This window comes from Rhizobium sp. CB2179, from assembly GCF_057653455.1.
In genome coordinates, this window is the sequence record NZ_CM172781.1 from 1,828,755 (window position 1) to 1,854,241 (window position 25,487).

At 61.7% G+C, this 25,487-nt stretch carries 25 protein-coding genes; 23 read left to right on the forward strand and 2 right to left on the reverse strand.

Annotated elements, in window-relative coordinates; genetic code table 11:
* Positions 1 to 7: 7 nt before the first annotated feature.
* From AC244Q_RS09250 to AC244Q_RS09270, 5 genes are all read left to right on the forward strand, one after another.
* A complete protein-coding gene (locus AC244Q_RS09250; RefSeq protein ID WP_128406991.1) occupies positions 8 to 2,530 on the forward strand; it encodes a hypothetical protein in 2,523 nt (840 codons plus the stop codon).
* A gap of 64 nt (positions 2,531 to 2,594) precedes the next feature.
* Positions 2,595 to 3,854: an ABC transporter substrate-binding protein gene (locus tag AC244Q_RS09255; protein ID WP_128406990.1), complete on the forward strand. Its 1,260-nt coding sequence runs from the start codon at positions 2,595 to 2,597 to the stop codon at positions 3,852 to 3,854.
* 11 nt (positions 3,855 to 3,865) lie between these two features.
* Positions 3,866 to 4,903: a carbohydrate ABC transporter permease gene (locus AC244Q_RS09260; RefSeq protein ID WP_128406989.1), complete on the forward strand. Its 1,038-nt coding sequence runs from the start codon at positions 3,866 to 3,868 to the stop codon at positions 4,901 to 4,903.
* Positions 4,900 to 5,949, forward strand: coding sequence for a carbohydrate ABC transporter permease (locus tag AC244Q_RS09265; protein WP_113545100.1), 1,050 nt, complete (start codon positions 4,900 to 4,902; stop codon positions 5,947 to 5,949). The genes AC244Q_RS09260 and AC244Q_RS09265 overlap by 4 nt, the downstream gene beginning before the upstream one ends.
* A gap of 31 nt (positions 5,950 to 5,980) precedes the next feature.
* Positions 5,981 to 7,060, forward strand: coding sequence for an ABC transporter ATP-binding protein (locus tag AC244Q_RS09270; RefSeq protein WP_128406988.1), 1,080 nt, complete (start codon positions 5,981 to 5,983; stop codon positions 7,058 to 7,060).
* A gap of 114 nt (positions 7,061 to 7,174) precedes the next feature.
* Here AC244Q_RS09270 and AC244Q_RS09275 read toward each other — a convergent pair whose 3' ends face one another.
* Positions 7,175 to 7,354, reverse strand: coding sequence for a hypothetical protein (locus tag AC244Q_RS09275; RefSeq protein ID WP_012757406.1), 180 nt, complete (start codon positions 7,352 to 7,354; stop codon positions 7,175 to 7,177).
* Positions 7,355 to 7,540: 186 nt separating this feature from the next.
* On the opposite strand from AC244Q_RS09275, the gene AC244Q_RS09280 reads away from it, so the two are divergent.
* The 8 genes from AC244Q_RS09280 to AC244Q_RS09315 all read left to right on the forward strand — a co-directional run bounded on the left by AC244Q_RS09280 (position 7,541) and on the right by AC244Q_RS09315 (position 12,970).
* Positions 7,541 to 7,699 carry a hypothetical protein gene (locus AC244Q_RS09280; protein WP_162770401.1) on the forward strand — a complete coding sequence of 53 codons (159 nt, stop codon included), beginning with the start codon at positions 7,541 to 7,543 and terminating at the stop codon, positions 7,697 to 7,699.
* A 32-nt stretch (positions 7,700 to 7,731) separates the two neighbouring features.
* Entirely contained in the window at positions 7,732 to 7,941 is a 210-nt protein-coding gene (locus AC244Q_RS09285) for a hypothetical protein (protein ID WP_012757407.1), read from the forward strand.
* 8 nt (positions 7,942 to 7,949) lie between these two features.
* A complete protein-coding gene (locus tag AC244Q_RS09290; protein ID WP_017994045.1) occupies positions 7,950 to 8,324 on the forward strand; it encodes a GFA family protein in 375 nt (124 codons plus the stop codon).
* A 162-nt stretch (positions 8,325 to 8,486) separates the two neighbouring features.
* Positions 8,487 to 9,779: an efflux RND transporter periplasmic adaptor subunit gene (locus tag AC244Q_RS09295; protein ID WP_012757409.1), complete on the forward strand. Its 1,293-nt coding sequence runs from the start codon at positions 8,487 to 8,489 to the stop codon at positions 9,777 to 9,779.
* 12 nt (positions 9,780 to 9,791) lie between these two features.
* Positions 9,792 to 10,508, forward strand: coding sequence for an ABC transporter ATP-binding protein (locus tag AC244Q_RS09300; RefSeq protein WP_128406987.1), 717 nt, complete (start codon positions 9,792 to 9,794; stop codon positions 10,506 to 10,508).
* Complete coding sequence (locus AC244Q_RS09305) at positions 10,498 to 11,700, forward strand: ABC transporter permease (RefSeq protein WP_012757411.1); 1,203 nt, start codon at positions 10,498 to 10,500, stop codon at positions 11,698 to 11,700. Before AC244Q_RS09300 ends, AC244Q_RS09305 begins: the two co-directional genes overlap by 11 nt.
* A 73-nt stretch (positions 11,701 to 11,773) precedes the next feature.
* On the forward strand, positions 11,774 to 12,133 hold the full coding sequence (locus AC244Q_RS09310; protein WP_012757412.1) for a VOC family protein: 360 nt from the start codon (positions 11,774 to 11,776) through the stop codon (positions 12,131 to 12,133).
* Positions 12,134 to 12,355: 222 nt separating this feature from the next.
* Complete coding sequence (locus AC244Q_RS09315) at positions 12,356 to 12,970, forward strand: GntR family transcriptional regulator (RefSeq protein ID WP_012757413.1); 615 nt, start codon at positions 12,356 to 12,358, stop codon at positions 12,968 to 12,970.
* A 49-nt stretch (positions 12,971 to 13,019) separates the two neighbouring features.
* On the opposite strand, the gene AC244Q_RS09320 is transcribed toward AC244Q_RS09315, so the two are convergent.
* Positions 13,020 to 13,832, reverse strand: coding sequence for a ferredoxin--NADP reductase (locus AC244Q_RS09320; RefSeq protein WP_012757414.1), 813 nt, complete (start codon positions 13,830 to 13,832; stop codon positions 13,020 to 13,022).
* A gap of 356 nt (positions 13,833 to 14,188) precedes the next feature.
* On the opposite strand from AC244Q_RS09320, the gene pcsA reads away from it, so the two are divergent.
* The 10 genes from pcsA (at position 14,189) to yjfF (ending at position 25,475) form a co-directional block, all read left to right on the forward strand.
* Entirely contained in the window at positions 14,189 to 14,917 is a 729-nt protein-coding gene (gene pcsA, locus AC244Q_RS09325; protein WP_012757415.1) for a phosphatidylcholine synthase, read from the forward strand.
* 10 nt (positions 14,918 to 14,927) lie between these two features.
* A complete protein-coding gene (locus AC244Q_RS09330) occupies positions 14,928 to 15,908 on the forward strand; it encodes a quinone oxidoreductase family protein (protein WP_012757416.1) in 981 nt (326 codons plus the stop codon).
* A 39-nt stretch (positions 15,909 to 15,947) separates the two neighbouring features.
* Positions 15,948 to 17,516 (forward strand): ABC transporter ATP-binding protein, encoded by a 1,569-nt coding sequence (locus tag AC244Q_RS09335; protein WP_113545098.1) that lies wholly within the window; start codon positions 15,948 to 15,950, stop codon positions 17,514 to 17,516.
* The gene (locus AC244Q_RS09340; RefSeq protein ID WP_128406986.1) at positions 17,506 to 18,591 is read left to right on the forward strand and encodes an ABC transporter permease; all 1,086 of its coding nucleotides are present in this window, start codon (positions 17,506 to 17,508) and stop codon (positions 18,589 to 18,591) included. The genes AC244Q_RS09335 and AC244Q_RS09340 overlap by 11 nt, the downstream gene beginning before the upstream one ends.
* Positions 18,588 to 19,508, forward strand: coding sequence for an ABC transporter permease (locus AC244Q_RS09345; protein ID WP_012757419.1), 921 nt, complete (start codon positions 18,588 to 18,590; stop codon positions 19,506 to 19,508). Before AC244Q_RS09340 ends, AC244Q_RS09345 begins: the two co-directional genes overlap by 4 nt.
* Before the next feature lie 54 nt (positions 19,509 to 19,562).
* Positions 19,563 to 20,639, forward strand: coding sequence for a BMP family ABC transporter substrate-binding protein (locus AC244Q_RS09350; protein ID WP_128406985.1), 1,077 nt, complete (start codon positions 19,563 to 19,565; stop codon positions 20,637 to 20,639).
* 144 nt (positions 20,640 to 20,783) lie between these two features.
* Complete coding sequence (gene ytfQ / locus AC244Q_RS09355) at positions 20,784 to 21,746, forward strand: galactofuranose ABC transporter, galactofuranose-binding protein YtfQ (protein WP_128406984.1); 963 nt, start codon at positions 20,784 to 20,786, stop codon at positions 21,744 to 21,746.
* Positions 21,747 to 21,976: 230 nt separating this feature from the next.
* Positions 21,977 to 23,500, forward strand: a complete 1,524-nt coding sequence (gene ytfR / locus AC244Q_RS09360; RefSeq protein ID WP_012757420.1) for a galactofuranose ABC transporter, ATP-binding protein YtfR — start codon at positions 21,977 to 21,979, stop codon at positions 23,498 to 23,500.
* Entirely contained in the window at positions 23,497 to 24,510 is a 1,014-nt protein-coding gene (locus AC244Q_RS09365) for an ABC transporter permease (RefSeq protein ID WP_128406983.1), read from the forward strand. Before ytfR ends, AC244Q_RS09365 begins: the two co-directional genes overlap by 4 nt.
* Complete coding sequence (gene yjfF / locus AC244Q_RS09370) at positions 24,507 to 25,475, forward strand: galactofuranose ABC transporter, permease protein YjfF (protein WP_012757422.1); 969 nt, start codon at positions 24,507 to 24,509, stop codon at positions 25,473 to 25,475. The genes AC244Q_RS09365 and yjfF overlap by 4 nt, the downstream gene beginning before the upstream one ends.
* Positions 25,476 to 25,487: the final 12 nt, after the last annotated feature.

Sequence of the window (25,487 nt, forward strand, 5' to 3'; positions counted from 1 at the left end):
CTGAAGCATGACCGCCGAGCAGCAATCTCATCTCCGCCGTGCAACGGTGAAGGAAAGCCCGATCGTCTACTGGCAGCTCGCTGACCTGTGGCAGGAGCGCTATGACGTCGCCGACCGTCCGATGGACGGCAGCATGGATCCCTTCTTCTTCGTCACCAAGACGAAGAACTTCATTCCGCATGAATATCCCTGCCGCACCGAATTCAAAAAGTCCTTCTCCGGCCGGCGGCCGCAACCGGCTGCCGAATTCGAAGCTGTCCGCTGGTGGCTTCCCTTTGCTTCCCCGCGTGTCGATCTCTCCGGCTTCTGGTTCCGCCCGACACGCATCGGCTGCTGGGCGCGCACCTTCCTCGATGTCCAGTCTGCTGGGGCCGCGACGCTCCGTCTGTCGACCTGCGGTGGCGCGATCCTCTTCGTCAATGGCCGCGAGCAGGGCTTCATGGCGCCTTATGAGCGCAATCTCGAAGCCGAGCAGCTGTTCGAGGTCGAGCTGGCCGCCGGCCTCAACGAGATCCGCGTCTATTTCGACGATCTCGCCGAGCGCGACGCCCGCTTCTATTTCCAGCTGGATTACGTCGAAGGGCCGGAAGTTGAAACTACTCTGCCTGTTCCCATCGCCGCCGGTGATGCGGATGCGCTGGAGGTCATCCTCGAGGGCATGCACTTCGACCGCACCGCCTATCTCGGCGAAGACGTGACGATCCTCTTCCCCGCGCCGCTGCCGGTGGCGCTGAGCTGCCATGTCGAGATCGAAGGCGACTTCATGTCGATCGAGCGCTTCGACTATGATTTCGAGCTGGAAACGGGAGCAACCAAGCTTGAGCTCGGCACGTCGGCGGATATGCCCGCCGATTTCCGCCATTTCCGCATCACCTTCAAAACAGGAGAGCTTTCGCTCGGTCGCACGCTCGGCGTCGAGATCTGTCATCCCCAACGCCAGGGGGAAGCACCCGCCGCACTGGATGACCGCGTCGCCGAGGCGCTGGCCGAGGTCGCCGCCTATTCCGAACCCGACACGGTCTGTGCTTTCGCGCGTCTCGCGCTGGGGCAGGGCGGCGAGGAAACCGAGGCGATGATTTCGGCCATGCTGCCGGTTATCGAGGATTGCCACGACTGCGCCGATTTCGTGCTGGTGCCGCTGCTCTTTGCCTATACGCGCTGGAGCGATCTGCTGTCACCTGCGCTGCGCGACAGGATCGAGCACGCCGTCCTCAACTACCGCTACTGGATGGATGAGCCCGGCAACGACGTTCAGTGGTATTTCTCGGAAAACCACGCGCTTCTCTTCCATACCGCCGCCTATCTCGGCGGCAGGCTGTTCCCCGATGCCGTCTTCGTCCGTTCCGGCCGCACCGGCGCCGAGCAAATGCAGGTCGGCGAAGAGCGTGTCCGCGCCTGGCTCGATCATTTCGAGCGCTGGGAAATGGCCGAGTGGAATTCCGTTCCCTATTTCCCGATCGATCTCAAGGGGCTGACGGCGCTGGCCGCCTGCGCGCCGGATGAGACGATCCGCAACCGGGCAGGCGCCTGCATCGTCCGCCTGATGGAGATCGTCGCTCGCTCCGCCCATCACGGCATGCTGACCGGCAGCCAGGGCCGCTCCTACGAACATACGCTGCGCCCCGGCCGCTCGGTCGAACTGTCAGCTATCGCCCGGCTGCTCTGGGGCCGCGGCTGGTACGGCCGGCGTGTCCACGCTTTGCCGCAGCTTGCCGTCTGCATTCGCGATCATGGCCTGCGTTTTCCAGAAGCGCTTGCGGCGATTGCGGCGCACCAGTCCGACGACGCGCAGGAATGGACCTTTTCCCAGGGCGAGAACCGTTTCGCCGCCCTCTATCACTATAAGACCCGCGACACCGCTCTCGGCACCATCGCCCATTATCGCCCCGGCGCCTGGGGCTATCAGGAGACGGTGCTGCATCTGCGCTTGGGTGACCGGCCGGAAGCGCAGATCTGGATCAACCATCCCGGCGAAACCATCCAATTCGGTTATGGCCGGCCGAGCTTCTGGGGCGGCTGCGGAACGCTGCCGCGCGTGCATCAGTATCGCGATCTGGCGATCCTCGATTTCGAGATCCATGAGGGCCAGCCGGATTTCACCCATGCCTGGTTCCCGCTCGAGGCCTTCGACGACACGGTGGTCGACGGCAATCTGGCGCTCGCCCGCTCCGGCAACGGGATTGCGATGCTGATCGGCAACGGCGCGCTGGAGCCGGTGAAGCAAGGGCCGACAACGGATATCGAGCTGCGGCTGGCCGGCCGCAAGGGCCGCTGGATCGTCCGTCTCTCCGATGTCGGGCGCGAGGGTAGCCTTGACGGCATGCAGGCGCGTTTCGCCACGCTTTCGGCCCGCCGCGACGAACAGGGCGCATTGATCGTTATCGATCCGGATTATGGCCGGGTCGTCTTCGAAGAAGACGGCACCGTGCGCGCCGAAGGCCGTATTCTTCGCCCGACGGACTGGTCGGTGCGGGGAGACGCGGTACATCTGAAGATACCGGGCAGGCAGCCTCGGCGCGCGGCCTCGTAGACGACGTGTCTGGCAGGTGGAGGACCGGCCGGACGCAGGAATTGATCGATCAGAGGAGGAAAAAATGACCAGAATGAAATCGATCGGCGCGGCTTTTGCTGCAATTCTCTTGAGTTCCGTTGCCGCCCATGCCGGCGACGTGCGCATCATGTGGTATTCCGACGGCGGCGAAGGCGAGGTGATCAAGGACCTGCTCTCGCGCTTCTCCAAGGCCAATCCTGACGTCAACGTCATCCTCGACGAAGTCTCCTACGACGTCGTCAAGGAACAGCTGCCGGTGCAGCTCGAAGCCGGGCAGGGGCCGGATATCGCCCGCGTCACCAATCTGAAGGCGCCGGCGCAACACTGGCTCGATCTTCGGCCCTATCTCACCGACGCGAAATACTGGGAGGACAATTTCGGCGCCCAGGCCGACTGGATGCGTCCGGACGGCTCGAACGCCATCACCGGCTTCATGACGCAGCTGACCTTGACCGGCGGCTTCGTCAACAAGACGCTGTTCGAGCAGGCCGGGGTCGAAATTCCCGGCCCGAAAGCCACCTGGGACGATTGGGCGGCGGCGGCCAAGAAGGTTGCCGACAGCCAGAAGGTCTTCGCCATGGCGATCGACCGCTCCGGCCACCGCGTCTCCGGCCCGAACATCTCTTACGGCGCCAACTACATCGCCGCCGACGGCAAGCCGGCGCCGATCGATCAGGGCGCCAAAGACTTCCTCAGCCGCTTCGTCAAGTGGAACGAGGACGGCACCATCAACAAGGATGTCTGGGTGAGTGCTGCCGGCACCACCTACCGCTCCGCCGCCGAGGACTTCATCAATGGCGGCCTTGCCTATCTTTATTCGGGCAGCTGGCAGGTTTCGGGCTTCGCCCAGAAGATCGGCGACAATTTCGACTGGGTGATGGCGGGCAGCCCCTGCGGTTCGGCCGCATGCTCCGGCATGCAGGGCGGCGCCGGTCTGGTCGCCGTCAAATACACCAAGAACCCGAAGGACGTCGCCAAGGTGATGGATTACCTGGCAGGTGCTGACGTGCAGAAGGAATTTGCCGAACGCAGCCTGTTCATCCCGGCGCATAAGGGCGTTGCCGCCGGCCAGATGGACTTCAAGACCGACAATCCACATGTACAGGCGGCGCTGAAGGCCTTCGTTGAAGCGGCCAGCCAGACGGCGGCACCCGCCATGAAGCTGCCCGGCTGGAAGTGGTCGGACGCCTATTACAGCGCCATCGTCGCCCGCATCAGCCAGGTGATCGCCGGCGAAATGAAGCTCGACGACGCCTATGCCCGCATCGAAGAGGACATCAAGGCCAAGGTCGCCGGCAACTGACGGACGAACAGATGACAGCGAAGACGGTTTCTTCTGAACCACCTGTCAAAACCGGTCTGCGGCAGGCGCTGCTTGCGCCTGTCCGGCTTGTCATGGGGCTCGTCGACATTCCCATGCGCGCCTGGCAGAAACTGACCGGGCTGAACGGTATGGCGGGCGTCTTCCTGGCGCCCAACATGCTGATCTTCACCGTCTTCGTGCTGCTGCCGCTGGTCATCAACTTCATCTATTCGACGACGAGCGGCAGCGCCATCTTCCTGCAGAACAGGACCTATGTCGGCGCCGACCAGTACCGGATCCTCTTCGATTGCCGCAGCTATCTCGATCCCTCGACCTGCGCGGCCGACACCTTCTGGGCGGCCGTGCGCAACACCGCCGTCTTCGTCGTCTTCCAGGTGACCGTAATGCTGATCGCGGCGCTCGCAACGGCTTTGATTCTCAACCGCGAGCTTTCCAATCGCGGCTTCTGGCGCGCCGTCTTCTTCTTTCCGGTGCTGCTGTCGCCCGTCGTCGTCGGCCTGATCTGGAAATGGATCCTGCAGCGTGAGGGCCTGTTGAACTATGCGCTGAGCCCCTTCGGCTTCGAACCGTTTTCCTGGCTCAGCGATCGTTTCTGGGCCTTTTTCTTCGCCGTCTTTGTCTCGGTCTGGGCGCATATGGGCTTTTATGCGCTGATCCTGCTCGCCGGCCTGCAGGCAATCCCGCGGGATCTCTACGAGGCGGCGGCAATGGACAGCGCCCGTCCGATCCGCATCTTCCGGCGCATCACCCTGCCGCTTCTGATGCCGAACCTCATCGTCGTTCTGGTCTTGGCGCTGATCCGCGCCGTGCAGATCTTCGACGAGGTCTTCGTGCTGACCGGCGGCGGCCCGGGCACCAGCACCATGTACATCACCCAGTATATCTATGAGACCGGTTTTGCGAGTTCGCTGCGCAATCCAGGGCTGGCGTCGGCTGCCTCGATCCTGATGGGCATCGTGCTCGTCATCCTGACCCTGGTCCAGCTCGGCGTCAGTAACCGCAACGAGAAGAAGGGAGCACGCCAATGAGCGCTGTCTCTGCCTTTCTGCTCCGCCGGCGTGGCCGAGGCTGGCATTGGACGGATGTGGTCACCTGGATCTGGCTGATATCGGGCGTCTTCCTGATGTTCGGCCCGGCCGTCTGGCTGGTCTTCTCCTCCTTCAAGACGCCGGCGGCCCTTGCCGAGTTCCCGCCCTCCTTCCTGCCCTATGTCACCGAACAGGCAGTGGTGCCGGGTTACGACAAGCCGTTGCCGCTCTATAATGTCGCGATGCCGGATGGCAGCACGCGTGTGCTCGCCGAAGTCCGCCGCATCGGCATCATCGGCCAGATGGTCGATCCGAAACAGCCGGGCGAAATCGTCAAGGCGAATATCAAGGACCGCACACCGGTGCGTCAGGTCGAATTCGCCGGCGGCAACTACACCGAACCGTTCCAGCGCTTCGATTTCTTCCTGTTCCTGCGCAACTCCGTCTTCGTCACCGTCGTCGCGACGGCGATTACGCTGCTCGTCAATTCCATGGCCGCCTTCGCGCTGTCGAAATACCAATTCCCCGGCCGCACCGCCGTCATGCTGATGATCCTGGCGACGCTGATGGTGCCGCTTTCGGTCATCGTCGTGCCGCTCTATTCCGTCATCGGCACGCTGAACCTCTTCGACAGCCTCTGGGGCGTCATCCTGCCGACGGTCGCCACCCCGACGGGCGTCTTCCTGCTCAGGCAATACATGCTGACGATCCCTGACGAATTGCTCGACGCCGCCCGCATGGACAAGGCCAGCGAATGGCAGATCTACTGGCGCATCATCCTGCCGCTGTCGGCGCCGGCTCTCGCCGTGCTGGCGATCTTCTCCGTCGTCTGGCGTTGGAACGACTTCCTCTGGCCGCTGATCGTGCTCTCGCGCAAGGAACTCTATACGCTGCAGGTCGGCCTCAACGTCTATGCCGGCGAGCTCAATGTGCAATGGCACTACATCCTCGCCATGACCGTCGTCTCGATGATCCCGGTCGTGCTGATCTTCGTCTTCCTGCAGCGCTTCATCACCACGGGCATTGCCGGCGCGGGGCTCAAATAGGCCACCTTAAAAGAAGAAAACAGGAGAGTGCATGAGCGGGCTCGAGCTCAGGAACATCGTCAAGAATTTCGGCGCCGTCGAGGTCATTCGCGATGTCTCGCTTCATGTCAATGACGGCGAGTTCGTCGCTTTCGTCGGCCCTTCCGGTTGCGGGAAATCGACGCTCTTGCGCCTGATTGCCGGCCTCGATAAGCCGACTGACGGCAGCATCGCCATCGACGGCAAGGATGTTACCGCTATCAGCGCTGCCGATCGCGGCCTGGCCATGGTCTTCCAGTCCTATGCGCTCTATCCGCATATGAGTGTCAGGGAGAACCTCGCCTTTGGTCTCGAGAACACCAAGGTGGCGAAAGCCGAGATCGAAGCGCGCATTACCGACGCCGCGCGCATGCTGGAGATCGAGCCTTTCCTGCAACGCCGTCCGGGCCAACTCTCCGGCGGCCAGCGCCAGCGCGTCGCGATCGGCCGCGCCATCGTGCGGCGGCCGGATGCCTTTCTGCTCGACGAGCCGCTATCCAATCTCGACGCCGAACTCAGGGTCAGCATGCGGGCCGAACTGGCGGCCCTTCACGCCCGCCTGAAGGCGACGATGATCTACGTCACCCACGATCAGGTCGAGGCAATGACACTGGCCGACCGCATCGTCGTGCTGAGAGGCGGCAGGATCGAGCAGGTGGGAACACCGCTGGAACTCTACAACAAGCCGGCCAACCGCTTCGTCGCCGGCTTCATCGGCGCGCCGCACATGAATTTCCTCGAAGGTGCGATTGTCGGTCACGAGGGCGGTTTCGCTGAAGTCGAAACCGTCGGCGGCCATCGCCTTTCCGTCATTGCCAAGGAGGCCCCCCCGGCGGGCGAAAGGGTCAGCATCGGCATTCGGCCGCAGCATATCACCCTCGCCGAAGCGGGCTCAGCGGGCAGACTGGATACAAGCGTTACCCTTGTCGAGGAATTGGGCTCGGAGACTGTCGTCCACGCCGACGCAGGCGGGAAGAAGCTGATTGCGGTTTTTGCCGGCCAGCAGCGGATGAAATCGGGTGACAGCCTGCCGCTGCATCTCGACCCCGATGTGCTGCACCTCTTCGGCAAGGACGGCAGGCGCTTGTCCTAAGCATGACGCGCAAAAGTGTGCAGCGATTTTGCAATAAAGACATGCGTGGAACAATGCGTCCAAAAGAAAAGCCCGCGCCGAAGCGCGAGCCTAATTGCATATCATAACAGAGCTTTAGTGGCTGTTCTTGTGGCTTTGTTGATCAGCCTTTACATGCTGTTCATGGCTGCCGCCGCGGGTTCCGCTGGACTGCGCGTCGCGGCCAACTGAGGCGTTGCGGGCATTGGAGTCATTCTTGGGACTCTGCTGCCCAGCCTTGACGTGCTGTTCATTGGATCCACCTTGGTTTGCCATTCGGTTCTCCTTGGTTTGAACGAGGCCACGTCGACCTCGAGAGGAGAACCGCGCTCCCGCGCAAGCGTTCCGCATTTTAATATTTCGTGATCTTCGCTCGGAAAAAGCGCTACGAGGGGTGGACCGGGCGGGTAGGGAGCTCGACTGCCATTTCGTTGGCCAGAGTGAGAAAGCGGAAAAATCCCGATGTTCTCCAGCACCGCCGCGTCCGCTTGGCGCGGCCCGCAACATCGATCAAAAAGTGCGCATGTTGGCGAAAAGGTTCCAGAAAAACAATTGCATCCACCCGTGCCGGAAGCCTCGATGCTGCTCGCCGGCTCTTTCCAAATCGACGGGTCGCTCTAACTTAGAGAGTATCTGACGAAAAGGAGAAAACCATGACCGACGCACCGAATACGGCGACCCCGGCGCGGAGAGTGTTGCGTGGCCGCCCTTACAGCATCGGCGAATTTGCCAGGAAATATCGGCTCGACGACAAGGAGGCAAAGCGCCTCTACGACAAGTTCGGCCCGTCGGCCACCGAACTCGACCTATTGATGGCAGCAAAGCGGCGCCCGCCGGGCCTGCCGACCAATCTCGACGGCTGACGGGCGCCATGGGTATCCGAACCGGAAGTTGCCTTTGCGGGGCGGTGGCCTACAGGGTGGAAGGCCAGCCGCTTCGCACCGGCCTCTGCCACTGCGCCGATTGCCGCAAATCGAGCGGCTCCGCCTTCGTGTTCTTCGCGGTCTGGCCGCGCCAGGCTTTTTCCCACAGCGGCGAGATCGCCACCTTCGCCGGCCGCAGCTTCTGCCCCGTCTGCGGCGGCAGGCTTTTCTGCCTCAGGGAAGACGAGGCGGAAATCCGTCTGGGCTCGCTCGACAGTCCGCCAACCGACTTTGCGCCTGGTTATGAGGTCTGGATCAAGCGGCGTGAACCGTGGCTGCATCCTTTGCCCGGCGCGGGCCAATTTGCCGAGGATGCGAACTGACGGACGCTTGCTCATCGAAAACTTGACTTTCCTTACCAATATTTCATTTCACCCATCCGCAATTCCGTGCCAGTTCGGCGGCAACGCTAATCGCCGGTTCATCTGCGTTGTGATTACTTCGCCGCAGAGGCCACAAGCGGCCACTGACGGATTGAGGACGACATGAACAAAATCGTAAGCGGCAGCGAAACCGGAGCAAAGACAGGCGCAGCGTCTGATCTCGCCGCGGTCCTTGCTGCATCGGGCCGGCAGGGCAAGCGCAGCCGCTGGCGCGGACGCCTGCTCATCCTGCTGATTCTCATCGCTGCTGCAGCCGTCTCCGCTTATGTCTATATGGGCCGTGGGCAAAGCGAAGTGAGCTATGCCACCCAGCCGGCAAAACGCGGCGACCTGACGGTGCTCGTCACCGCCACCGGTTCCGTGCAGCCGACCGAGCAGGTGGATATATCGAGCGAACTGTCAGGCACAGTTCGCGACGTCAACGTCGATTACAACAGCACGGTCAAATCGGGCGAAGTGCTCGCTCTCCTCGATACCAACAAGCTCGAGGCCGATGTGAAGAGCTCGCGCGCCAAGCTCAATTCGGCCAAGGCGAACGTCATCAAAGCCAATGCCGATATGCAATCGGCAGGCACCTCGCTCGAGCGGCTGAAGAGCCTGGTCAAGAGCAACGTCTCCACCCAGCAGAGCCTCGACGACGCCAGCTACAAATATGATTCCGCCGTCGCCGCCAAACAGATCAATGAGGCCGAGGTTCTGGCCTCGGAGGCCGACCTGCAGCTTGCCGAAGTCAATCTCGCCAAGGCGAAGATCATATCGCCGATCGACGGCGTCATCCTCACCCGCTCCGTCAATCCTGGCGCCACGGTCGCAGCCTCGCTCTCGGCGCCGATCCTTTTCACCATCGCCGGCGACCTGAAGAAGATGGAGCTGCAGGTTGATGTCGACGAGGCCGATGTCGGTCAGATCGCCGTCGGCCAAAAGGCGAAGTTCACCGTCGACGCCTATCCCGATCGCAGCTTTCCCGCCGAGATCGAGCAGATCCGCTTCGCCTCCGAAGTGGTCAACAATGTCGTGACCTATAAGGCGGTCCTATCGGTCGACAATGCCGATTTGCTGCTGCGCCCCGGCATGACGGCGACGGCCGATGTCACCGTCGAGGCCGTCAAGGACACGCTGATGGTGCCGAATGCGGCGCTGCGCTACGCTCCGGCGCAGGCGGAAAGGCGCGGCCGCGGTATTTTCGGCATCTTCGGCCCGCCGCGCCAGCGCAACAACAATGCCGGTCCGGCGCTGAAGGGCGCTGAGCGCCGTGTCTGGCTGCTGCGCAACGGTCGCCCGGCGCCTGTTGTCATCCAGGTCGGCTCATCTGACGGCCAGTTCACCCAGGTCGTCTCCGGCGACATCAAGGAAAACGACGCACTGGTGACCGACGCCACGACGCGTGCGAACTAGGCGGAGAGACGGATGGCAAGCCCGCTGCTCATCGAATTCAGACAGATCTCGAAAATTTACGGAGAGGGCGAGGCGGCGATCCGCGCGCTCGACCATGTTGACCTTGCGATCAACGCCCATGAATTCGTCGCGATCATGGGCCCGTCTGGCTCCGGCAAGTCGACGGCGATGAACATTCTCGGCTGCCTCGACGTGCCGAGCGCCGGCGACTACATCTTCGAGGGTATTCCGACCAGCGGCTTCGACCGCAGCCAGTTGACGCTGCTGCGCCGGCACATGCTCGGCTTCGTCTTCCAGGGCTTCAACCTGCTGTCGCGCACCTCGGCCGTCGAAAATGTCGAACTGCCGCTGATCTATCGCGGCATGGCGGTGCGCGAGCGGCGCGAACGGGCCCGCGAGGCCTTAGCACTCGTCGGCCTCACCGGGCGCGAACATCACAAGACACAGGAACTGTCAGGCGGCCAGCAGCAGCGCGTCGCCATAGCCCGCGCCATCGTCACCGAGCCGGCGCTGCTGCTCGCCGATGAGCCCACCGGCAATCTCGACACGAAGACCAGCGTCGAGATCATGGATCTGATGACGCGGCTGAACCGCGAGCAGGGCATCACCATCGTCATGGTCACCCACGAACCCGATATTGCCGCCTATGCGCAACGGCTGCTGCGTTTCGTCGACGGCAAGCTGGAGACGGAAGTCGAGCATCGGAGGAGGGCGGATCATGTTCTTTGAGACGCTGAAACTGGCGCTGCGGGCCATCAGCCGCAACATGCTGCGCTCGTTCCTGACCGTGCTCGGCGTCGTCATCGGCGTTGCCGCTGTCATCGCGCTGGTGACGATCGGCAACGGCACGACCGCACAGGTCTCGACCGAGCTGTCGCGGCTCGGCACCAACATGCTGTTCGTCCGTCCCGGCCAGTTCGGCCCCGGTCGGGCAAGCTCCGAGGCCAAGCGCTTTAGCGTCAAGGACGTCGCGGCCATCCGCGACCAGATCGGCGGTCTCAGGGCGGTGGCGCCGCTCAACCAGTCGACAGCGACCGTGATTTTCGGCGGCCAGAACCATTCGACCAGCGTGTCGGGCACCACCAACGACTATTTCATCGCACAGGACTGGAATCTGGCGCTCGGTCGCAATTTTCTTCCCGCCGAGGAACGCGGCCAGGCGCGCTGCATCATCGGCGAGACGGTGCGCTCACAGCTCTTCGGCAGCGCTGACCCTACCGGCCAGCAGATCCGCGTCGGCAAGGTCTCATGCCCGGTCATCGGGGTGCTGGCCAAGCGCGGCCAGTCCGGCATGGGCAACGACCAGGACGATGTCGTCATCATGCCGGTCAAGGTGTTTCAGCGGCGCATCAGCGGCAGCAGCAACGTGCCGCAGATCATCATCTCGGCGCGCGACGGTGTCTCCACAGCCAAAGTACAGTCCGATGTCGAAAATCTCCTGCGCGAGCGCCGCAAGATCGTGCCCGGCCGCCAGGACGATTTCAACGTCAACGACATGACTCAGATCGCCGAGGCGATGACCGGCACGACGACGCTGCTGACCGGCCTGCTCGGCGCCGTCGCGGCGATCAGCCTGCTCGTCGGCGGCATCGGCATCATGAACATCATGCTGGTCTCCGTCACCGAGCGCACCCGCGAGATCGGCATCCGCCTGGCGATCGGCGCGCTCGAAAACCAGGTGCTCACCCAGTTCCTGGTCGAGGCGGTGGCACTGTCGCTGTTCGGCGGCATCACCGGCATCGTGCTGGGGCTCAGCCTCGGCTTCGGCGCTGTGACGCTGCTGAAAGTACCCTTCGTCTTCAGCCCCCTGATGGTCGCCGTCGCCTTCCTGTTCTCCGCGGCGATCGGCATGATCTTCGGCTATTTTCCGGCGAGAAGGGCCGCGCAGTTGAACCCGATCGAGGCGCTGCGGCACGAATAATGCGCCGTGGCAAAACGCATGATGTCTCGCTACTCCTATCAATCGAACACAAGCACTATCGGAGGTCAGCATCATGCCGCTCAACAGACTGGTGATTTACGCTGGGAATGTCGAGGAAACGGCGCGGTTTTATGAGAAGCACTTCGGTTTCAAGGCGACCAGCCTGCCGGGCGACAGGATCGTTGAACTGGTCGCTCAGGACGGCGGTGCGAATATCATGCTGCACCAGGCCGCCAAGGGCCAGCGGAGCGGTCAATCCACCGTCAAGCTGGTCTTCGACGTGGAGGACGTCGAGGCCTTTTGCAGTCGATGCGCGGAGAACGGCCTGGAGTTCGGCGCCATCCATAAAGCCGACGGTTATCTGTTCGCCAATGCCAAAGACCCGTGTCAAAATTCGATCTCGGTTTCCAGCCGGGCGTTTCGCAAGGGGTGACCGAGGGGGTAGTGCCGGCCTGATGACTAGGCGAGCCGGTGTACCTCAGTAGGCCGGGCGGGTGGCACGAGCCTTCACGGCGCAGACGTCAATGCCTCGCCGAGTTTCACGCCTCGCCTATGTTATCTATCTGTCTCTATTCTGATATTTCAATGCCGACTTGTCTTCGGTTTTTGACCGTGTCAGTATGTGATATATCAGACTTGGCGACGGAGCTCCGTATTGCAGACTTCTCAGAGCCATCTTGCCTATCTCGCGCTGGAGCATCTGATCGTGACGCTGGCGCTGAAGCCCGGCGCGCTTGTCACCGAAAAACAGCTGATCGATATGGCGGGCCACGGGCGTACGCCGGTGCGCGAGGCAATCCAGAAGCTCGCCTGGCAGGGACTGATCCTGGTGAAGCCGCGCGTCGGGCTGCAGGTCGCCGAGATCGCGCCGGAGGATCATGGCAATGTCATGCAGGTGCGTCGTGAGCTGGAGCCGATCGCGGCAAGCCTTGTCGCCGAACATGCGAGCGACGAACAGCGCGCGCGTCTCCTCGACTGCGCCCGCGCGATGGAGGAATGCGCCGTTAACGGCGATCTCGACGGCTTCTTCGCCGCCGACAAGGCCTTCGACGAAATCCTCGAGGATGCCTGCCCGAACGGCTTCATCACGGCAGCACTCGGCCCGGTGCAGACGCATTCACGTCGCCTCTGGTACTCCAAGGCAAGCCCGGAGCGCATGGACCGCGCCATCGCGCTGCACGTCGCCGTCATCCGCGCCATCCATCAGGGCAGGCCGGATGAAGCGCGCGCCACCATGGCGGTGCTGATCGATTACCTCAGCCACACATAGAAGCGGCTCCGTTTCCGGAGCCGCTACAGGTCTGATTGTCAGAAATGTTTTAGCCGACGAAAGCGCGCTCGATGACGAATTCGGCGGGCTTGCTGTTGGCGCCTTCATCGAGGCCGGCCTTCTCGAGCAGTTCCTTGGTATCCTTCAGCATGGCCGAGGAACCGCAGATCATGCCGCGGTCGATCACCGGGTCGAGCGGCGGCACGCCGAGATCGGTGAACAGCTTGCCGGAGGAGATCAGGTCGGTGATGCGGCCGCGATATTCGAAATCCTCGCGCGTGACTGTCGGATAGTGGCGCAGCTTGTCGCCGACGACTTCCTTCAGCAGCTCGTCATTCTGGATCTCGTGCACGAGGTCGAAGCCGTATTTCAGCTCGGCGACGTCGCGTGTCGTATGGGTGAGGATGACTTCCTCGAACTTTTCATAGGTCTCGGGATCGCGGATCAGGCTGGCGAAAGGCGCAATGCCCGTTCCTGTCGAGAACATGTAGAGACGACGGCCTGGCGTCAGCGCATCGAGCACCAGCGTGCCCGTTGGCTTCTTGCGCATCAGCACCTGGTCGCCCGGCTTGATCTCCTGCAGATGTGAGGTGAGCGGACCGTCCGGCACCTTGATCGAGAAGAATTCAAGCTCTTCGGCCCAGGCGGGGCTGGCGATCGAATAGGCGCGGAAGACCGGTTTGCCCTCGACCATCAGGCCGATCATCGCGAATTCGCCGGAACGGAAACGGAAGCCCTGCGGCCGGGTCATAGTGAAGCGGAAGAGCCGGTCGGTATAGTGCGTGACATCGAGCACCGTCTCGGCGTAGACGCCGGCGGGGATGGACGAGGCGAAGTCTTCGGTCTTTGCAGGCGCGTTCATTGCGGTAGAGGATCCCGTTTCGTCGGATGAACTGTCGGATGCGAGCGAGATATTACAAATCGGGCCGGAATTAAAGGCATTCCATTCCACACGACGCTTCTAAAGGGAAATATGCATGTCATTGTCAGGATTCAATGGGGAGCAGGGAGCAGGCGGGGAATGTCGTATTTCCCGCTGGCGAAGCCCGGCAAAGGATGCATATTAGAGCAGCACGCCGGAAACGGATGCCGGTTTTCGGCAAAAACGGTGCGACAACAAAGACCTACGGCGTCGAACCCGATTCAGTAACAGGTTCGGCGATGGTGGCGAAAAAAAGATGCTTGCCGGGGCGAGCGCGATAGGGCGGTCGGGGGAATATGAAGATTTTCAACTACAAGCGCGTTCCTTATGCGGAGATGCGCGCCTTTTCCGTCCATATCCTGACGGCATCCGGCTCCTTCCTTGCCTTTCTTGGCGTCGTCGCCGCCGCCGAGCACCGCTTCATCGACATGTTCTGGTGGCTGGGACTTGCCCTTCTGGTCGACGGCATAGACGGGCCGATCGCCCGCAAGGTGCGCGTCAAGGAAGTGCTGCCGAACTGGTCGGGCGATACGCTCGACAATATCATCGATTACGTCACCTATGTGCTTCTGCCGGCCTTCGCGCTTTATCAGAGCGGCATGATCGGCGAGCCCTGGTCCTTCGTCGCCGCCGGCATGATCGTCGTCTCGAGCGCCATTTACTATGCCGATATGGGCATGAAGACGGACGAATATTTCTTCTCCGGCTTTCCCGTCGTCTGGAATATGATCGTCTTCACGCTGTTCGTCATCGATGCCAGCGCCACGACGGCGCTCACCGTCGTCATCGTCTCGGTGGTGCTGACCTTCCTGCCGATCAATTTCCTCCACCCGGTCCGGGTCAAAAGGCTGCGCCCGCTCAACCTCGGCGTCTTTTTCCTGTGGTCGGCGCTCGGCATTTTTTCGCTGCTGATGCATTTCGACACGCCCGAATGGGCGCTCATTCTCTTTATCGTGACTGGAGCCTATCTTTACGTCATCGGCGCGGTGCTGCAATTCTTCCCCGCCCTGGGACGCGAAGCATAGGACAGGCAAGATGACCAAAACGCAGGCTGTTTCATTTTCGAGAACGGGTGGGCCGGAGGTTTTCGACTATGTCGAGATCGATCTTCCCTCACCCTCGACGGGCGAAGTGCAGATCAGGCAGGCGGCGGTTGGGCTTAATTTCATCGACGTCTATTTCCGCAACGGCACCTACAAGGCGCCGCATCTGCCCTTCGTCACCGGCAAGGAGGGCGCCGGCACCGTGACATCGGTCGGTCCCGGCGTCGAGGATTTCAAGGTCGGCGACCGTGTCGCCTATGCCAGTGCCGATGGTGCCTATAGCGCCGAGCGCAATGTCGAGACGCGCCATCTGGTGCATGTTCCCGAGGGAATCGAGCTCGAAACCGCAGCGGCGATGATGCTGAAGGGCATGACCGCCGAATATCTCTTGAACCGCACCTTCAAGGTCGGCCCGCAGACCGTCCTGCTGTTCCACGCCGCTGCCGGCGGCGTCGGTCTGATCGCCGGCCAATGGGCTAAGGCGCTGGGCGCCACCGTCATCGGCACGGCGGGCTCTGAAGACAAGATCGAGCTGGCGCTCGCCCATGGCTACGATCATGTGATCAACTACAAGAGCGACAGCTTCGTCGACCGTGTCCGCGACATCACCGGCGGCAAGGGCGTGGATGTCGTCTACGATTCGATCGGCCGCGATACTTTTCCACAGTCGCTTGACTGCCTGAAGCCGCGGGGCCTTTTTGCCTCCTTCGGCCAATCCTCCGGACCGATCGAGAATTTCACCCTTGCGGCTCTGGCGCAAAGGGGCTCGCTCTTTGCGACGCGGCCGACGCTCTTCACCTATATCGCCACGCGTCAGGAACTGATCGACAGTGCGAAAGCGCTATTTGATATTGTGCAAAGCAACAAAGTGCGTATCAATATCAATCAAACCTATCCGCTGCGTGAGGTTGGGCGGGCTCATGCGGATCTGGAGACAAGAAAAACAACAGGAACGACGCTGCTGATTCCATGAGATCCGAACGGACCGGTTGGCAGAAGAAATGAGGGGAACGTGTCGCCATTGAATGTGCCGGATTCCGGCGCGTTATTATCGGTCCAGAAGCTGACGAAGTTCTTCGGTGGCTTTGCAGCCTGCAATGAAATCGATCTCGATATCGCGCCGGGCGAAATTCATGCGCTTCTCGGCGAAAATGGTGCAGGCAAATCCACCCTGGTGAAGATGCTGTTCGGCGTTCTCGAGCCGACGGGCGGGCATATCCTCTGGCAGGGCCAGCCGGTCGCGATCGCGTCGCCCGGTGAAGCCCGCAAGCTCGGCATCGGCATGGTCTTCCAGCATTTTTCGCTGTTCGAGGCGCTGACGGTTGCCGAAAACATCGCGCTGTCGCTCGATGACGCCATCCCGATCGACAAAATCGCCGAGGAGGCGAGGGTGCTGTCCAACGCCTACGGCCTGCCGCTCGATCCGCATGCCCATGTCGCCGACCTCTCGGTCGGCGAGCGCCAGCGCATCGAGATCGTCCGTGCGCTGCTGCAGAACCCGAAGCTCATCATCCTCGACGAACCGACCTCGGTGCTGACGCCGCAGGAAGCCGACAAGCTGTTCGAGACGCTGTTCAAACTGCGTGCCGAGGGGCGCTCGGTTCTTTATATCAGCCACCGCCTGGAGGAAGTGCAGCGCATCTGCGACCGCGCCACAGTCCTGCGCCATGGCCGCGTGACCGGCGCATGCGATCCCAAACACGAAACGCCGGCCTCGCTCGCCCGCATGATGGTCGGCAGCGAAGTGGCGACCGTGACGCATCCGGAGCGCAGCGACAAGGGCGAGGTGCAGCTTGCGGTCGCCAACCTTTGCGTCGCCGCGCGCACCCCCTTCGCCATGCCGCTGCGTGATGTGTCGATGGCGGTGCGCTCCGGCGAAATCCTCGCCATAGCAGGTGTCGCGGGCAACGGCCAAAGCGAGCTCTTCGACGCATTGTCCGGCGAGTATCCCGTTGTTTCGGCCGAGGCGATCGTCATCCGCAAGAGGCCGGTCGGTAACCAGGGCATTACCGCCCGGCGTCTTCTCGGCGCCGGCTTCGTGCCGGAGGAGCGCCATGGCCATGCCGCCGTCTCTGCCATGAAACTGTCGGATAATCTCGTCCTTGCCCGCAGCCAGTCGGACCGCAAGGCGTTTCTGGGCCTGCTCGGTATCATTCGCCACGCTGCGGTGAAATCCGCCGCAAGGCGCATTTCCGAGGCGATGGATGTCCGCAAGAGCGGTGATGATCCGGCGGCCGGCTCCCTGTCAGGCGGCAACCTGCAGAAGTTTATCGTCGGACGCGAGCTCGACCGTCAGCCGGCAGTCCTCGTCGTCAACCAGCCGACCTGGGGCGTCGATGCCGGGGCTGCAAGCCGCATCCGTCAGGCGCTCGTCGATCTCGCAAGAGCTGGTTCGGCCGTCGTCGTTATCAGCCAGGATCTCGACGAGATCTTCGAAGTGGCGACCGATATTGCCGTCATCTGCGAAGGCCGTCTTTCCCGCCCGTTCCCGGCCGGCGAACTGACGCGGGAAAGGATCGGACTGCTGATGGGCGGACTGCACGAGAGCAGCTCTCTCCCGGAGGCGCCCCATGCGCATTGAACTTGAAAAACGGCCCGACGTCTCGAAGCTCTTCGCCGTCGTCTCGCCACTGCTTGCCCTTGTCCTGACGCTGGTATTCGGCGCCATCATGTTTGCCATGCTCGGCAAGGACCCGGTCGAGGCACTCGACGCCTTCTTCATCGAGCCGCTGCTCGAGGTCTGGTCGTTGCACGAGCTGGCGATCAAGGCCGCCCCGCTTATCCTGATCGCCGTCGGCCTGGCCGTCTGTTATCGCTCGAACAACTGGAATATCGGCGCGGAAGGCCAGTTCACCATCGGCGCCATCACCGGCTCCTATCTGCCGATCGTCTTTTACGACTGGCATTCGCCGCTCGTGCTGCCGCTGATGCTGATCCTTGGTGCGTTCGGTGGTGCGCTTTTCGCCGCCATTCCGGCGCTGCTGAAGGCGCATTTCAACACCAATGAGATCCTGACGTCACTGATGCTGGTCTATATCGCCCAGCTCTTCCTTGACTGGCTGATTCGCGGCGCGTGGCGGGATCCGAAGGGCTTCAACTTTCCAGTCTCGCGCGATTTCGCGCCGGAGGCGGTGCTGCCGGCGATCTGGGAAGAGTCGGGCCGCGCCCATTGGGCCTTCATCTTCGCCATCATTGCGGCGGTCGGTGCCTGGTTCATGCTGCGTTATACGCTGAAAGGCTTCGAGATCGTCGTGCTCGGCCAATCGGAACGGGCAGGGCGTTTTGCCGGTTTCTCGTCGAAGAAGATGATCTGGTTCAGCTTTCTCTTCTCGGGCGCTCTTGCCGGCCTTGCTGGCATCAGCGAGGTTTCCGGCTCGATCGGCCACCTGCAGCCGGCGATTTCGCCGGGCTACGGCTTCACCGCCATCATCGTCGCCTTCCTTGGCCGCCTCAATCCACTCGGCATCATTGCATCCGGCCTGGTGCTGGCGCTGACCTATCTCGGCGGCGAGGCAGCCCAGCTTTCGCTCGGCGTTTCCGACAAGGTCACCCGCGTCTTCCAGGGCTTACTGCTCTTCTTCGTGCTCTCCTGCGATACGCTGATCTATTACAAAATCCGCATTGTCTGGTCGCGGTTAAGGGGCAGGGCGGCATGAGCATCTTCGAAGCCATTCTTCTGACTGTCATCACCGCCTCGACGCCGCTCGTCATCGCCGCACTCGGCGAACTGGTGACCGAGCGCTCCGGCGTTCTCAATCTCGGCGTCGAAGGCATGATGATCATGGGTGCAGTCGCCGCCTTTGCCGGCGCGCAGATGTCGGGTTCGCCCTATGTCGGCATTGTCTGCGGCATTGCGGCAGGCGCGCTTTTCTCTCTGTTGTTTGCCTTCCTGACACTGACGCTGGTGGCGAACCAGGTGGCAACTGGACTGGCGCTCACCCTTCTCGGCCTCGGCGCCTCAGGCATGCTTGGCGAAGCCTATGTCAGCGTGCCCGGCATTCGGCTAGGAGAGATCGTCATTCCCGCCCTGTCGGATATTCCGGTCGTTGGCCACGCTCTCTTCAGCCAGGACCTAATCTTCTACCTGTCGATCGCGCTCGTCGTCGGCGTCAGCTGGTTCCTGTTCCGCAGCCGGATCGGGCTGAAGCTCAGGGCGATCGGCGACAATCACGGTTCGGCCCACGCACTCGGTATTCACGTCATCCGCACGCGGTATCTGGCGGTGATGTTCGGCGGTGCCTGCGCCGGTCTTGCCGGCGCGCAGCTTTCGCTCGTCTACACGCCACAATGGGCCGAGAACATGTCGGCCGGCCGCGGCTGGATCACGCTGGCGCTGGTGGTCTTTGCCTCTTGGCGGCCGTGGCGGGTCTTTGCCGGCGGTTATCTCTTCGGCGCGGTCACCATCCTGCAGCTTCACGCGCAGGCCTTCGGTCTCGGCATTCCCTCGCAGTTTCTCTCGATGCTGCCCTATGCCGCGACTATTGTGGTTCTCATCATCATTTCCCATAATCGGCGCACGACGTTGATCAACACGCCCGCGTCGCTCGGAAAAGCCTTCGTGCCGGAGCGATAAAGCAACAATACAAAGACGGGTTTACGCAATAACTTCAAACCAACAGGGGTCCCCATGAAGAAGTTAGCATTCACACTTGCCGCCTCGGCTGCCGCCGTGATCGGCATCTCTTCCGCCGCGCAAGCCGCGGACAAGACGAAGGTCTGCTTCGTCTATGTCGGTTCGCATACCGACGGCGGTTATTCACAGGCCCACGACCTCGGCCGCCAGCAGATCCAGGCCGAGTTCGGCGACAAGATCGACACGCCTTATCTCGAAAACGTGCCGGAAGGCCCGGATGCCGAGCGCGCCATCGAGCGCCTTGCCCGTTCCGGCTGCAAGCTGATCTTCACGACGTCCTTCGGCTTCATGGACGCGACCGTCAAGGTCGCCGCCAAGTTCCCGGACGTGAAGTTCGAGCATGGCACCGGCTACAAGGCCGGCCCGAACCTTGCGACCTACAATTCGCGCTTCTATGAAGGCCGCTACATCCTCGGCCAGATCGCCGCCAAGACCTCGAAGAATCACGGCGCGGCCTACATCGCCTCCTTCCCGATTCCCGAAGTCGTGATGGGCATCAACTCGTTCGAACAGGGCGCCAAGTCGGTCGATCCGAGCTTCAAGCTGAAGATCATCTGGGTCAACACCTGGTTCGACCCCGGCAAGGAAGCCGATGCCGCCAAGGCGATGGTCGACCAGGGCGTCGACGTCTTGACGCAGCACACCGACACGACTGCGCCGATGCAGGTCGCCGAAGAACGCGGCATCCACGCCTTCGGCCAGGCCTCCGACATGATCGCAGCAGGCCCGAAGGCTCAGCTGACGGCAATCGTTGACACTTGGGGGACCTACTACTCCAAGCGCGTTCACGCTCTTCTGGACGGCACCTGGAAGTCCGAGCAGAGCTGGGACGGCCTGAAGGACGGCATCCTGAAGATGGCGCCCTATACCAACATGCCCGACGACGTGAAGAAGATGGCCGAGGAAACCGAAGCCAAGATCAAGTCAGGCGAACTGCATCCCTTCACCGGCCCGATCAACAAGCAGGACGGAACGCCCTGGCTGAAGGCTGGCGAGAAGGCCGATGACGGCACGCTGCTCGGCATGAACTTCTATGTCGAAGGCGTCGACGATAAGCTGCCGGGTAAATAGTCCCGTAGCCATCTCGCAGATGCGAAGAGCGCCCTTGTAGGCGCTCTTTTTTTGCTGCAACGCATCCCAAGATTCCGATTTACAAAAGTAATACTATATGATTTTTTGACCCTGCGCCGCGAGATGCGGCATTGGGAGGAAATCATGAAATTGAAGACTGCACTTTTGAGTGCCACGATTCTGGCTGCCTGCATGTTCGGTTCGGCTTCGGCCGCCGGCCTCACCGTCGGCTTCTCGCAGATCGGCTCGGAATCGGGCTGGCGTGCGGCTGAAACGACAGTGACCAAGGAGCAGGCCAAGAAGCGCGGCATCGATCTGAAGTTTGCCGATGCGCAGCAGAAGCAGGAAAACCAGATCAAGGCTTTGCGCTCCTTCATTGCTCAGGGCGTCGATGCCATTCTCATTGCTCCGGTCGTTGAAACCGGCTGGGACGAGGTTCTCAAGGAAGCCAAGGAAGCCAAGATTCCGGTCATCCTTCTCGACCGTACCATCAAGGCTCCGGACGATCTCTATCTGACGGCTGTTACGTCAGACCTGGTCCATGAAGGCAAGGTCGCAGGCGACTTCCTGGTCAAGACCGTCGGCGACAAGAAGTGCAATGTGGTTGAACTTCAGGGCACCACCGGTTCGTCGCCGGCCATCGCCCGCAAGAAGGGCTTCGAAGAGGCCCTTGCCGGCCACGACAACCTCAAGATCGTTCGCAGCCAGACCGGTGACTTCACCCGCACCAAGGGCAAGGAAGTCATGGAAAGCTTCCTGAAGGCCGAGAATGGCGGCAAGGATATCTGCGCTCTCTACGCCCATAACGACGACATGGCCGTCGGCGCCATCCAGGCGATCAAGGAAGCCGGTCTGAAGCCTGGCAAGGATATCCTCGTCGTCTCCATCGACGCCGTACCGGATATCTTCAAGGCGATGTCCGAAGGCGAGGCCAACGCCACGGTCGAGCTGACGCCGAATATGGCAGGTCCGGCCTTCGATGCGCTGGAAGCCTATCTGAAGGACAAGAAGGCTCCGGCCAAGTGGATCCAGACCGAGTCCAAGCTCTACACGCCTGCCGACGAGCCGATGAAGGTCTATGAAGAGAAAAAGGGTCAGGGCTACTGATCTGATGTGACACTGCTGCATAATTCCTTAAATCGGAATTCGATTTCGGGATAAATCATGCAGCAATTCAAAGCGCTACAGCGTCCTCTATGCCTCTCGAAGAGACCAGGCGGCGCTGTAGAACCGCACCGGCCCGTCATGGACCGGTGCGGAACTGCCTTTGCCGCCTTGGGACGTCATGTCCGGCCGCGGCGCGGCTTTTGCCGTCAATATCAGGAAAACAGACCCTTATGATTCACGATTTCGAGAACGTTCTCGCGGCCTCCGGAATATCGAAATTCTTTCCCGGCGCAGTGGCGCTGGATAAGGTCGATTTCACGCTCCGCAGAGGCGAGGTGCACGCATTGCTGGGCGAGAACGGCGCCGGCAAGTCGACGCTGATCAAGTGCATCACCGGCGCCTATCATCGTGACGAGGGCAGCCTGATGCTGGAAGGCCAGGAAATCAATCCGGCCAATACGCTCGCCGCCCAGAAGCTCGGTATCGGCACGGTCTATCAGGAGGTCAATCTCCTTTCCAATCTGAGCGTCGCCGAAAACCTCTTTCTCGGACGCCAGCCAAGGCGCTTCGGCATGACCGACGTGCGTTCGATGAACCGCAAGGCGCGCGACCTGCTCGCCGGCTACGGCGTCGATATCGACGTCACCGCCGAGCTTGGCCGTTTTTCCGTCGCTGTCCAGCAGGTGGTAGCCATCGCCCGTGCCGTCGATCTCTCCGGCAAGGTGCTGATCCTCGACGAGCCCACCGCAAGTCTCGACAATCAGGAGGTGGCGCTGCTCTTCCGCATCATCGAAGACCTGAAGAAGCGCGGCCTGGGCATTGTCTTCATCACCCATTTTCTCGAGCAGGTCTATGCGATCAGCGACCGTATCACCGTGCTGCGCAACGGCAAGCTCGTCGGTACCCGCGACGCCGCCGATCTGCCGCGCCAGGGCCTGATCGCCATGATGCTCGGCCGCGAACTGGCGCATGTAGAAGAGACCGTCAGGGAACGCAGCCTTGCGGCCGGCGACGTCCGATATCATTTTGCAGGCTACGGCAAACGCGGCAAGGTCAAACCATTCGATCTTGAAGTGCGCGCCGGAGAGGTGGTCGGCGTCGCCGGGCTGCTCGGTTCCGGCCGCACCGAAACTGCCGAACTGCTTTTCGGCATCGAGCATGCCGACAGCGGCAGCGCCACGATCGACGGCCAGCCGGTGACGATTTCGAGCCCGCGCGCCGCGATCGCAAAGGGTTTCGGCTTCTGCCCCGAGGACCGCAAGACCGATGGCATCATCGGCGACCTGTCGATCAGGGAGAACATCGCACTTGCGCTCCAGGCCCGCCGCGGCTGGACGCGGCCGCTGTCGCGCGCCGAACAGAACACGCTTGCCGACCGCTACATCAAGGCGCTCGATATCCGCACCACCGATCGCGAGAAGCCGATCCGGCTACTGTCAGGCGGCAATCAGCAAAAGGCGATCCTCGCCCGCTGGCTGGCGACCAATCCGAAGTTTCTGATCCTCGACGAGCCGACCCGCGGCATTGATGTCGGTGCCCATGCCGAGATCATCCGGCTCATCGAAGAGCTCTGCGCCGGTGGCATGTCGCTCATCGTGATTTCCTCGGAACTTGAAGAGCTTGTCGCCTATAGTTCACGTGTCATCGTACTTCGCGACAGACAGCATATCGCCGAACTGACAGGCGAGCGTATCACCGCTGCCGGCATCGTCGAAGCCATCGCCGCCGCCGAACACAAGATGGAGGATGCATGAGGTCCTCGCTGAAAGCGCTGGCATATCGCTTGGCGCCGCAATTGATTGCGCTCGTTGTCATTCTTCTGTTGAATTTCATAACGTCGCCGCAGTTTTTTAATGTCGTGGTTCAGAATGACCGCCTCTATGGCAGCCTGATCGACGTGCTGAACCGCGGCGCGCCGGTGGCGCTGCTGGCGATCGGCATGACGCTGGTCATCGCCACCAAGGGCATCGACCTGTCCGTCGGTGCAGTCATCGCCATCTGCGGCGCCGTCGCCGCATCGTCGATTGTCTCCGGAAATTCAGTTGCCTACACCATTATCCTGACGCTTGCGATCGGGCTTGCCTGCGGCGTCTGGAACGGTTTCCTGGTGGCGGTCCTCAATATCCAGCCGATCATCGCGACGCTAGTGCTGATGGTCGCCGGCCGCGGCATCGCCCAGCTGATCACCCAAGGCGCCATCCTGACCTTCAACAATGACGGGCTCACCTTCTTCGGCAGCGGTTCGCTGCTGCTCCTGCCGATGCCTGTCGTCATCTGGCTTCTCGTCGGCCTGCTCGTGATCCTGCTCGTCCGCCGCACGGCGCTCGGCATGCTGATCGAGGCCGTCGGCATCAATCGCCGCGCCAGCACGCTCTCCGGCATTCAAACGCCGGTGCTGCTGATGGCGGTCTATATGCTGAGCGGGCTCTGCGCCTCGATCGCGGGCATCATAGTCGCAGCCGACATCAAGGGCGCCGATGCCAACAATGCCGGCCTATGGTTGGAACTCGACGCCATCCTCGCCGTTGTCGTCGGCGGCAATTCGCTGCTCGGCGGCCGCTTCAGCATTCTCGGGTCGCTGATCGGCGCGATGATCATCCAGGCGGTGAATACCGGCATCCTGTCCGCCGGCTTTCCACCTGAATTCAACCTGATCATCAAGGCCGTCATCATTATCGTCATCCTCGTCATCCAGTCGCCGGCGGTCCAATCGCTCGCCATCTTCGCCAGCCGCCGGCAGGGCGGTAGGGAGCAGCCGAAATGAACTCCAAATACCTGCCGCTGCTTGCGACCATCGTCATCTTCGTGCTCGCCTATGCCGGCTGCGCGCTGCAATATCCGAACATTCTGTCGACGCGCGTCATCGGCAATCTTTTGACCGACAACGCCTTTCTCGGCATTGCCGCCGTTGGCATGACTTTCGTCATCATTTCGGGCGGCATCGATCTGTCGATCGGCTCGGTCATCGCCTTTACCGGCGTCTTCCTCGCGGTGATCCTGCAGAACACCTCGATCCATCCGCTGCTCGCTTTCGCGATCGTGCTCGTCATCACCACTGTCTTTGGTGGTATCATGGGCGCGATCATCCATTATCTCGAAATGCCGGCCTTCATCGTCACGCTTGCCGGCATGTTCCTGGCACGCGGCATGGCCTTCGTGCTCTCGATCGACAGCATCCCGATCGATCATGAATATTATTCGACGCTGACGAGCCTCTACTATCGTCTGCCCGGCGGCGGGCGGCTGACGCTGATCGGCGGCATCATGCTTCTGGTCTTTGCCGTCGGCATCTTCATCGCCCAGCGCACCCGCTTCGGCACCAATGTCTATGCACTCGGCGGCGGTCCGCAGACGGCGCGGCTGATGGGCGTGCCGGTCGGCCGCACGACAATCCAGATCTATGCGCTGTCGGGCTTTCTGGCGGGCCTATCCGGGATCGTTTTTTCGCTGTACACCTCTGCCGGATATTCTCTTGCAGCAGTCGGCGTCGAACTCGATGCCATCGCGGCGGTGGTCATTGGGGGGACGCTGCTGACCGGAGGAGCGGGATTCGTGGCGGGAACCTTGATCGGGATCCTGATCCAGGGGCTCATTCAGACCTACATCACCTTCGATGGTACGCTGTCGAGCTGGTGGACCAAGATTCTGATTGGTCTTCTGCTGTTTGCATTCATCCTGATGCAGAAAGCCATCCTGTTCATTTCCAGTCTGAACAAGAGGTACGCCTGAGGGGGAGACGGA